Source organism: Chrysanthemum yellows phytoplasma (genome assembly GCF_000803325.1).
GTDB lineage: Bacteria > Bacillota_I > Bacilli_A > Acholeplasmatales > Acholeplasmataceae > Phytoplasma > Phytoplasma asteris.
In genome coordinates, this window is the sequence record NZ_JSWH01000235.1 from 1 (window position 1) to 2,825 (window position 2,825).

The following is a 2,825-nucleotide window of genomic DNA, read 5'->3' on the forward strand; positions in this document are numbered from 1 at the left end:
ATTTATCAAGATCTTGATCATCAAAATGTTGCATTTGCTTAGCTAATTTTTTTTGTTGTTCTAAAAGGGTAATTAGCTTGTTAACATCACTTAATTGATTACCAGAACCTTTGGCAATTCTTTGTCTACGTCTACTGCTCAAAGCAATTAATTGAGGATTTTTCTTTTCTTGTTTAGTCATACTTTGAATTAAAACTTCAAATTTATTAAATCCATCATCACCTAAACTGGCAGAAAGTTGTTTCATCTTACCACCTAATCCAGGAATAAAACTTAACAATTTGCTGAAAGAACCCATTTTTTTTAATGTTTTTAATTGTTTTTGAAAATCATAATAATTATAACTATCATCAAATAATTTTTCCATCATTTGTTTACTTTGATGAGGATCAATTTTATCGGTAACTGTCTCAATTAAAGTTAAAATATCTCCCATTCCTAAAAGACGAGATGCCATTCTATCAGGATTAAAGGGCTCTAAACTGTCAATTGTCTCTGAAGAAGAAACAAATTTTAAAGGCAGATCTGTAATTGCTCTTACTGATAAAGCAGCTCCTCCTTTAGTATCTGCATCCATTTTGGTCAAAATAACTCCAGTTGCTCCTACTTGATTATGAAACGACTGAGCAGTATTAGCAGATTGTTGTCCTGAAAGACAATCCACAACTAACAAAATTTCTGAAGGATTGGCTTTGGCTTTAATTTGTTGCAATTCTTGCATCATTGTCTCATCAATATCAAGGCGCCCCGCAGTATCAATAATTACTGCATCATATCCTTCTTGCAAAGCATGTTTTAATCCTGCATCTAAAATATCTAAAACAGCAGTATCAGGTTTAGAAAAAACATCAATATTGATTTGTTTACCAATAACTTTTAATTGTTCTACTGCTCCTGGACGATAAATATCACAAGCTACAAGCAAAACTTTTTTACTATTTTTTTTACGCAACCAAAGAGCTAATTTTCCTACAGTAGTCGTTTTACCGCTTCCTTGCAACCCAATTAACATTAAAGTATCCAAATTACAATTAGGCTTAAAAGTAAGATCTGCACGAGTAGAACCCAAAATTTGAATTAGGGTTTCGTTTACGATTTTAATAATATGTTCTTTGGGGTTCAGTCCTTTTAAAACTTCTTGTTTCAAAGTCTTTTTTTCAATAATTTCATTAAACTTATCAATAACTTGTAAATGAACATCAGCTTCTACCAAAGAAACTTTAATATCTTGCATAATGTTTTGAATGTCTTGTTGTTCTAAGATTTTTTTTCCTCTAATTTTGTTAATAACTTTTTGTAAGCCTTCACCTAATATACTCATATTTTTATCTCCTTTTTGATGTTGTGAAATTTGTTTTTGTGGGGTTTAATTTTTTGTTGGGGCAATGTTTTTTAAATATTTTTGAATTCGTTATTTTTGATATAATAATTTTTATGTTTTTTTGTGTTTGTTTTTCGTTATTTGTTATTTGTTATTTTTTCTTTATAATTAGCAATTATAAAATATCTTAAGAAGTAAAAAAACCTTCAAATAAATTAAAAAGATAATTTTTAACATCAAAAGTAATTAAATCTTGGGATTTTTCGCCTACACCAATATATTTAGTGGGCAAATTGTATAAATATTTAATTGCAAAAACAATCCCTCCTTTGGAAGTGCCGTCAAGCTTGGTTAAAATGGCTCCTGAAAGTGGAGTTGCTTGATTGAACAAATCAACTTGATTAATAGCATTTTGCCCTGTAGTAGCATCCAAAACTAAAAAAGTTTGTAAATTGGAGGCGGGCAAATGTTTGCAAATAACACGATTAATTTTGGCTAATTCTTGCATTAAATTAGTTTTGTTTTGTAATCTTCCAGCAGTATCACACAAAATAATATCATAATTTTGACTTTTAGCAAGTTCGATGCCTTCAAAAATAACACTTGTAGGATGAGCTGGCAAAGGCTTGCAAAAAACTTCCACACCTACTCTTTTTGCCCAAATTTGGAGTTGTTCTACTGCACCTGCACGAAAAGTATCAGCAGCAATCAATAATACTTTTTTGCCTTCTTGTTTCAATGCTTCAGCCATTTTTCCAATAGTAGTTGTTTTTCCTACTCCGTTAACTCCTGTAAACAAATACATTTGAGGCAAGTTATTTTGAGATTGAAAAGTGTCTTTGGGATTTGTTGGATTGGAATCTTGATTTTGTTTTTTTTGTTCTTTTTCTTGTTCTTTGTCTTGTTCTTGCGGACTTTCTAATATGCCTTTCATACCTTTCATATTTTGATACAAATCAAGCATTTTAGAAACAACAACAGAAGGAAGCTTTTGAGGATTTTTAATTTGAAATTGATTAATTTCATCTTTGATAGCTTGCATCAAAAAAAGAGTGGTTTTAGTACCAAAATCAGCTTGAATTAAAAAACTTTCTAATGCTTGTAATAGGGTTTTTTCGATATTGTTAGATTGTTTCAAAAGAGTTTGAAAATCTAGAAAACTAGCTTTGGTTTTTTTAAGACCTAGTTGATATTTATCATTATTTTTATTTTTAAAAAATTTACTTTTCAACCATTTAAACATTTATAAACTCTCCTTTTTGAAAGTAATTAAGGTATCAAAATAAAAAACTTATACCCAATTATTATAACTAAAATACTTGCTTTTTGATTGAGTTTTTTAGGGTTTGGGGATTTTGTTATCATAAAATATTTAAGGATAAATTAAAAAAACCAAAACAAACAATAAAAAGAATTTTATTATAACCCCAATTAACAAAATTTATTTCAAATTCCAAAATTGACTAATTAAAATATTATAAATAATAATTACAACATTATAAAT

The 2,825-nt window shown here is 28.7% G+C and carries 2 protein-coding genes; both read right to left on the reverse strand.

The annotated features are described in order from the left end of the window. Positions 1-1,321, reverse strand: a 1,321-nt coding sequence (gene ffh / locus OL66_RS03400; RefSeq protein ID WP_034172479.1) for a signal recognition particle protein, incomplete at its 3' end; no start/stop codon positions are given. A gap of 187 nt (positions 1,322-1,508) precedes the next feature. Continuing rightward, entirely contained in the window at positions 1,509-2,564 is a 1,056-nt protein-coding gene (ftsY, locus tag OL66_RS03405; RefSeq protein WP_034172480.1) for a signal recognition particle-docking protein FtsY, read from the reverse strand. Between the last annotated feature and the right edge of the window lie 261 nt (positions 2,565-2,825).